The organism is Pseudoflavonifractor capillosus, assembly GCF_016899775.1.
Classification (GTDB): Bacteria; Bacillota; Clostridia; order Oscillospirales; family Oscillospiraceae; genus Lawsonibacter.
Window position 1 is genome coordinate 1 of sequence record NZ_JACJJE010000093.1, and the last position, 7,210, is coordinate 7,210.

Annotated in this window: 7 protein-coding genes; all 7 read left to right on the top strand. The window is 56.2% G+C overall.

The window, feature by feature from the left end; genetic code table 11:
• The first annotated feature begins 97 nt into the window (after positions 1-97).
• Positions 98-727 (top strand): hypothetical protein, encoded by a 630-nt coding sequence (locus tag H6B31_RS17390; protein WP_243419112.1) that lies wholly within the window; start codon positions 98-100, stop codon positions 725-727.
• Positions 616-1,290 carry a leucine-rich repeat domain-containing protein gene (locus H6B31_RS15960; protein WP_346014110.1) on the top strand — a complete coding sequence of 225 codons (675 nt, stop codon included), beginning with the start codon at positions 616-618 and terminating at the stop codon, positions 1,288-1,290. The genes H6B31_RS17390 and H6B31_RS15960 overlap by 112 nt, the downstream gene beginning before the upstream one ends.
• Before the next feature lie 33 nt (positions 1,291-1,323).
• Positions 1,324-1,860 (top strand): hypothetical protein, encoded by a 537-nt coding sequence (locus H6B31_RS15965; RefSeq protein WP_204899407.1) that lies wholly within the window; start codon positions 1,324-1,326, stop codon positions 1,858-1,860.
• Between the two features lie 3 nt (positions 1,861-1,863).
• Positions 1,864-2,859, top strand: a complete 996-nt coding sequence (locus H6B31_RS15970) for a hypothetical protein (protein WP_204899408.1) — start codon at positions 1,864-1,866, stop codon at positions 2,857-2,859.
• A gap of 47 nt (positions 2,860-2,906) precedes the next feature.
• Positions 2,907-4,418 carry an ATP-binding protein gene (locus tag H6B31_RS15975; RefSeq protein ID WP_204899409.1) on the top strand — a complete coding sequence of 504 codons (1,512 nt, stop codon included), beginning with the start codon at positions 2,907-2,909 and terminating at the stop codon, positions 4,416-4,418.
• Positions 4,419-4,460: 42 nt separating this feature from the next.
• Positions 4,461-6,911 carry a DUF4132 domain-containing protein gene (locus tag H6B31_RS15980; protein WP_204899410.1) on the top strand — a complete coding sequence of 817 codons (2,451 nt, stop codon included), beginning with the start codon at positions 4,461-4,463 and terminating at the stop codon, positions 6,909-6,911.
• A gap of 96 nt (positions 6,912-7,007) precedes the next feature.
• Positions 7,008-7,210 (top strand): leucine-rich repeat protein (locus tag H6B31_RS15985; protein WP_204899411.1); only part of this gene is annotated, 203 nt, incomplete at its 3' end.

Genomic DNA, 7,210 nt, shown 5'->3' on the forward strand with positions numbered 1-7,210 from the left:
CGCGCAAATGCCTAGGCTGGAAATCTCCTCTTGAACTCTTTTTTCACAAACCGTTGCACTTCACTTGACAATCCGCCTGGAGAAGAAGTTCCGGCTGTTGGCACCAAATCTCCCCATCGCAGATTTGAAGCCCGCCTACCGGGAAAATGCCATCCGGGGATTTCTCCGGCAACAGGAGATGTTTTCCCCGGAGCGCCGGGCGGACTACCTGAGCTACATCAAGACACACTGCAAAAACCTCTCTCCCCTGGCACTGGAGGAGCCGGAGCTGCTGCGCATGATGCTGGAGGGGAAGATGCTCACGCCCAAGGCGGCGGAGCAGTTGGCTGTCCAGGCTGCGCAGGAGGGCTGGCCGGAGGCCGCCGCCCAGCTTTTGAACTATCAGAACAAGATTTTTCCCATGGAGAAACGCTTGGAAACCGAGAAACGGAGGCTCCAGCGGCAGACCCGGCAGATGGAACGGGAGCTGAATCTGCTGGAGAGCGGCGGGGAGCCCCAGCCGAAGCAGCCCAAACTTTGGCGGTATGAGAAGGATGAGAAAGGAAATCTGACCCTTCTGGGCTATAAGGGGGGGAGACCGACGTGGAGGTCCCCGCCGCCATCGATGGAGTTCCGGTGGTTGCCATCGGGGACTACGCCTTCAGTCCTAACGGGAAGCCCCTGCCTGCGGCCCAGCGCGAAACCCGGCGGAAAATTCGCTCCATCCGCATCCCGGAGGGCATTCTGACCATCGGGACGAGCGCCTTTGAGGACTGCGAGAGTTTGGAACGGGTGGAGCTTCCAGGTTCGCTGCGGAAGATAGAGGGCAGCACCTATTTACCCGACCAGTATAAAGCAAAACGCAAAAAGTCGGACAATCCCTTCCGAGGATGCCTGGCCCTGCGGGCGGTGGTTGTGGCAGAGGGGAACCGCTGGTACGCTGTGCGAGACGGTCTGCTGCTCCGGAAATCCAGAGGCGGAGACAAGATGCTGGGGTACGTCGGCGACCCCCAGGACCGCTGCATTGTGCCAGAGGGGACACAAGAAATCCCAAGCTGGTTTTTCCAAGGCTGTTCCATGTTAAAAACTGTGGTTCTGCCGAATGGCCTGGCTAAAATCGGCGAGGGGGCCTTCCGGGGCTGCGATGGTCTGGTCAGCGTAACCCTTCCAGCCAGTACGACCCAAATCAGCTACTCGGCCTTCTATCAATATTTTTGGGGCGACATGCTGCCTGTTACCATCCACGCCCCCGCAGGCAGCTACGCCGAGCAGTACGCCAAGGAGCACAACATCCCCTTCCAGGCCCTGTAACCGGCCAATTCCCACAAAAGAGGAACACCAGAGATGAAAGAACCAGACAAGAGAGGCCGGTCGGCTGTCCCGGCCAACAACATGCAGAAATATGAGAACTATAAGGAGCAGTTCAAGCGGCTGAACCGGGCCCTCGCCAACGGTTTCAACTTGGAAGCCATCTTCATTTCGTATGCGATTTTGGAGGATCGCACGGAGTCTATTCTCCGCCACGGGGAGCTGTGGGACATCTATATGAAAAGCCGGAAAGGGCGGGAGCCTAATCTGGATTCCAAGGTCAAGTACATCCAAAAACGGGCGGAAAATCGAAAATCAATTCTGCATAAATACTTTTCTGACGAGCTGCTGGACCAAATTTTAGTGTGGAAAGAGGACAGGAACCGGCTGATCCATGCTCTGCTGAAACAGCAGTTGGCCCACAACGAGGTGCGGAGACTGGCGGAACAGGGAAATGAGTTAGCTAAGACGCTGCGTTCCCGCACCAGAAGCCATAATCGGGTGGCAGACCGGAATAGAGGACCAGAGCGGTCCGGAGCATCCGCGGATAGATTGACAAAAAGAGGAGTATGACCGATGGCAGGACAAAAAGCATATCAGAAGTTAAGCGGCCAGCGGAAGGTAACACTGCTGGAGGAGACCGTGCTGTCCGGGGACATGGAGCGGCTGGAAGAAGTGCTGGTTGGCTGCGGGACGTTTGAATTCACGGCCCGTGCTTTGGGTTTGGCCTGCCGGTTTGGTACCCCGGATATGATTAAGCGCCTGGCAAAAGCCAAGGCAACCTTCCGGTATGATGAGAGCGACTCCAAACTGCAGAGTAAATATTCCATCTGCGGAAATGTGAAGTATAACTGGGGGGTGTTTGCCCGATTTGAGCTCATGGCCTTTGCGGACAGCGTTCGAGATCCGGAAAAGTTCGGCGATTTGCGAAATACTGTGGGGCTTGTGGATGGCGCATGGGAGCGGGAGCCTGCGCCGGAAAATGTTCGGATGGAAAATCTGCGGTGTATCTGTACTCTGAAACGGCTCAAATGCGATCAGGGAGCTTTGCTCTACCACGCAATCATAGAGGGAAAAGAGCGCGCAGAGACGATTCTGAGGGAAAACAAAGCGGTGTTTGGAAAGCAGGAATTGGCGTTTTTATGTTCGCCGCAGCCAAACCACCGTCGTAATCAGTGGCTCGATCAGCTGGGCCGAATGGATACAGAACAACGGTGTCGTGTACTGAATGCCACGCTGGATGTTCTATCAGAACAGGAAAAGCCGCTGGCTGTTTCTACCGCCCTGATGACCCGCTTTGTGGATTCAGAGGCGCTGATCCAGCGGCTGTTAGAGGAGGGGGCTTGTTCGACCATTGACAAAAACCAGCTCCTGAGGGAGGCAGTGGTCCGAGGGAGCGGCGGCACGTTCACCCTGTTCTTGAAGCATGGTTTTCTCAAGAGTATTGCGGTGTGGGACGACCTGTGCCGGCTGGCGGATGAGCATCAGAATACAGAGCACAAAGCAATTTTACTGGAGTATCGAAACAAAGAAATGACCATACAAGACCCGTTGAAACCGCTTACGCTGTGAGTAGACTGGATCGGAGCGCTTGACCGGCAGAAAGGAACCCATTTAGTATGAACATCAAAGAAGCCAAAGAACAGATTAAAAACGCCATGACGGCGTATTTTGCCAAGGATGAGTACGGCTATGAGATCCCCATGGAGAAGCAGCGGCCGGTGTTTCTCATGGGCCCGCCGGGCATCGGCAAGACGGCCATCATGGAGCAGATCGCCTCGGAGCTGGGGGTGGGGCTGGTGTCCTACTCCATGACCCATCACACCCGGCAGAGCGCCCTGGGCCTGCCCTTCATCGTCCATAAGACCTACGGCGGCATGGCGTGCGACGTGTCCGAGTACACCATGAGCGAGATCATCGCCGCCGTGTACGACCTGATGGAGGACACCGGGGTGCAGGAGGGCATCCTCTTCCTGGACGAGATCAACTGCGTGTCCGAGACCCTGGCCCCGGTGATGCTGCAATTTTTGCAGTACAAAATCTTCGGTCGCCACCGGGTGCCGGAGGGCTGGATCGTGGTGACGGCGGGCAACCCGCCGGAGTACAACAACTCCGTGCGGGAGTTCGACGTGGTCACCTGGGACCGGCTCAAGCGCATCGACGTGGAGCCCGACTTCGACGCCTGGAAGGAGTACGCCTACCAGAAGGGGGCACATCCGGCGGTGCTCACCTATCTGGAGATCAAGAAGGGGGACTTCTATCGCATCGAGTCCACCGTGGACGGCAAGCGCTTTGTCACCGCCCGGGGCTGGGACGACCTGTCCCGGATGATCCAGGTGTATGAGAAACACGAGCTGAAGGTGGACGAGAAGCTGGTGGGGCAGTACCTGCAGAATCCGAAAATAGCCAAGGACTTCGCCATCTACTATGACCTCTTCAACAAGTACCGCAGCGACTACCAGGTGGACAGCATCCTGGCGGGCAAAGCCAGCCGGGAGGTCAAGGAGCGGGCAAAGTCCGCCAAGTTCGACGAGCGCCTGGCTCTGCTGGGCCTGATTTTGGACGCGGTCACGGGACAGCTGCGGGAGGTCATGGACCTGGAGGAGCTCACCTTTGACCTGATGGCGGCGCTGAAACGCTACCGCGCCGCCCTGTCCGCCAAAAAATCCGACTCCCCGGCGGAGCTGATGCACCAGCAGACAGAGGAGCAGCGGCGGCTTTTGCAAAGTGGCCAGAAGGCGGCCAGCCTGTCCCAGGAGCAGAAACGGCAGAAGCTCCAGCTCATCCAGATCTTGGAGGACTTGGAGCGGGCGGTGGAGCCGGAGACCGACGGCGCGGCGGCCTTTCAGATTGCCAAGCAAAATTTTGATAGCCGGGTCAAGGACATCCAGAAGGCCGCCCAGGCGGGCCGGAAGGCCCTCTCCAACGTGTTCCAGTTCTGCGAGGAAGTCTTCGCCGACGGCCAGGAGATGCTGATTCTGGTCACCGAGCTGACCATCAGCCCCCACGCCTCCAAGTTCATCGCCCGTTACGGCTGCCCGGAGTACTTTGCCCACAACAAAGAGCTGCTGTTCTACGAGCGCCAGCAGGATATTATTACAGAGCTGGAGAAGCTGGATTTGGATGAGTAGAAAACAGGATTCCATACAGAACAAAATAAGGAGGACAAGAACATGAGCGACAGCAAGGATTTTGTCATAAAAAACGGTGTTTTGGAGAAGTACAACGGCCCCGGCGGGGAGGTAGTGATCCCGGAGGGGGTGACAAGCATAGCACCCAAGGCAATTTGGAATCATGACAGCATCACAGAGCTTTTGCTTCCCCAAGGATGCCACAGCATAGAGATGAATTTTGAAGGCTGTAGCGGTATTCGCTTTGTGAGGCTCCCTACCAGCGTCACTTACTTTTGCCCACTGAACTATTTTTACTTGAATCAGACGCGGCTGGAACTCCCGGTAGAGCTGTATCGGGCCATCCCGCTGGACAGCGATGCGGTACGGGACGACTATGACCGCTACAGCACCATTCCATATGAGCGCCATCAAACAATGCTGGACCTCTGTCTGACCGGTCCGGAGGGGGTGCTCGGACTGTTCTACAGCCGTCTGGAGACCCAAGCATTCATCTATCGGGACAGCCGAAGCCTGGCTTGCAATGTTCCGGATGCCGCAGGGTGTCTGGCCTATGATGAGCAGCTTCCCCGTGAAAAGCTCCAGGTTCAGTTGATGGGGGCACTGGGACGGTTGTATGCGCCTTTAGAACTGACACAGGAGCATCTGGAAGAATTCGAAACGCTGGTGGGGGACAATGCGGCCAGGTGCATCACGCTGGTAGTGAATGCGGACGACGCAGAGAGGCTGAGCGTGCTAAACGAACTGGGTCTGCTTGAGAAGAAACAGTACGCCAAGGCGCTCAAAAGCTGCCAAGAAAAGGGGGCCGCCCGCTGTATCGCCTATCTGATGGAACATGCTGCCGAGATTCAGATGCAAACTGCGTCCGTCAAGCCGGCGAAGGGCGTAAAACATCCCTCCCACCCGGCCGAGGAACTGGCGGCCCGCAATGCAAAGGGGATAAGTGTTAAAACTATCCTGAGTCGAGCGGGTGTCACGGGGATTCAGCTGAAAAACTTGCCGGACGTAGTTTATGCGGATACCGATGAGAAAGCCGCGCCGGAGGTCCTGGAGTATTTGCTGGCCGCCTATATGGGACAGATGAAAAAGCGCCCGCCAATGAGCTCGAACTATATGTTTGAGTATGTTCCTCTAAAGATCGACACCTCTGTGGATCAGGTGGCTGCCCTGCTGGATCAAAGTTCCCTGCGCCAGGCCCTTCGGGAGGTGGCGGACTTAGGGCATGGGACAGACAAGCCCCAGAGGCTGATTCCCTATGCCCGCTATGCTGACGGTGAACAGATTCGGGAACTTCTCAGAAAGATGAAAGGATGGGCCAGATGGTCCCAGTATGGCTCGGCCGGACGCAGTGCCATTGTGGTGGCTCGAGGAGCGGTACTGCTCAGCGACACCCGTGAGGCTATGCTGTATGCCGATGAATGCGGCTGTTTAGACAACTACGCGGAAATGAGGGGCAGCGATGCCCAAACCCTCCGAGATACGCAGCTCTCCAACTTTGGCCTAAACGAGTCGGGAGAAAAGGTTTATGACTTGGGGGGCAACAATGTCACTGCCCGCCTGTCCGATGATTTGACTGTTGGCCTTTACGATGGCAGTACAGAGAAATTGGTCAAAACACTCCCCAAGAAAAATGCAGACCCGGAAAAGTATGAGGCGGCCAAGGCGGACTTGGCCGAGATGAAAAAGAACATCAAAAAGGTGGCTAAGGCCCGGCGCGACCTGCTCTTCCAAGACTTTTTAGAGGCGAAGGAACGGAGCGGTGAGGCTTGGCGCACCTCGTATTTAGGCAATCCGCTGCTTCGGCAGATTGCTGCCCTTTTGGTGTGGAGCCAAGATGGGGTTACCTTTACCATAAAAGGGCAGGAAACCGTGGACGCGGGCGGACGTCCGTATTCCGTCACCAACCACCCAGTGATTCTGGCCCACCCCATGGAGATGGCACCGGAAGAGGTCGTGGCTTGGCAGAAGTATTTCACCTCTCATGGATTGAAACAGCCCTTCGAGCAGATTTGGGAGCCGGTGGTGGACTTTGCTCAGGTGCGGGAGGACCGCTATCAGGGTGTCAAACTCCCCGCCTACCGCTTTAAGGGGAAGGAACGGCATGGAATTCAACTGAATTTTGCCTATGACGCCAGCCAATTAGACATTTGGATGGTGGACTGCCAGTTAAATTTCGACTCTGGAAGCGCTGTGGAGCGGCACTTTCTGGACTTGAACGGTGAATTGATACTGCAGGACTTTTCGGTGTGCAAGCCCAGCCGTGCCGCCAACCACATCATCGGCCTGCTGGATAAGTGGACGGCCTATGGCCGGGTACGAAAGGACGACGCCACGGTGGTGGACATTCTGGACGGCTTCACCCTGGCCCAGATCACCGAGCTTTTGAACCTGGCCATTGAGAACCACTGCACCAACTGCACCGCCGCCCTGCTGGAGTACAAAAATCAGAAGTTCCCGGACTTTGATCCCATGGACGTGTTTACCCTGGAGTAAATAAAATATCCGTTTCAACTGTGGATTCCCGCCCCCGCGGGAGCGGGAATCGCAGGGGAAATGTCACATTTGTGAACAACAAGGAAGGACAAGAACATGAGCGAGAACAAGGATTTTGTCATTAAAAAGGGCGTTTTGGGGAAGTACAAGGGCTCCAGTAGGGATGTAGTCATCCCGAAGAGGGTGACGGAGATCGGAGAGTCTGCTTTCGAGGATTGCACAGGTCTGACCAACGTGACTATCCCGGAGGGGGTAACGAAGATTGGTGAGTTTGCCTTTCTTAACTGTACGGGTCTGAC

Bases quoted from the DNA above. Each gene is read 5' to 3' on its own strand.
- H6B31_RS15970 (WP_204899408.1), top strand. From the start codon at position 1,864: ATGGCAGGACAAAAAGCATATCAGAAGTTAAGCGGCCAGCGGAAGGTA.
- H6B31_RS15965 (WP_204899407.1), top strand. From the start codon at position 1,324: ATGAAAGAACCAGACAAGAGAGGCCGGTCGGCTGTCCCGGCCAACAAC.
- H6B31_RS15975 (WP_204899409.1), top strand. From the start codon at position 2,907: ATGAACATCAAAGAAGCCAAAGAACAGATTAAAAACGCCATGACGGCG.
- H6B31_RS15980 (WP_204899410.1), top strand. From the start codon at position 4,461: ATGAGCGACAGCAAGGATTTTGTCATAAAAAACGGTGTTTTGGAGAAG.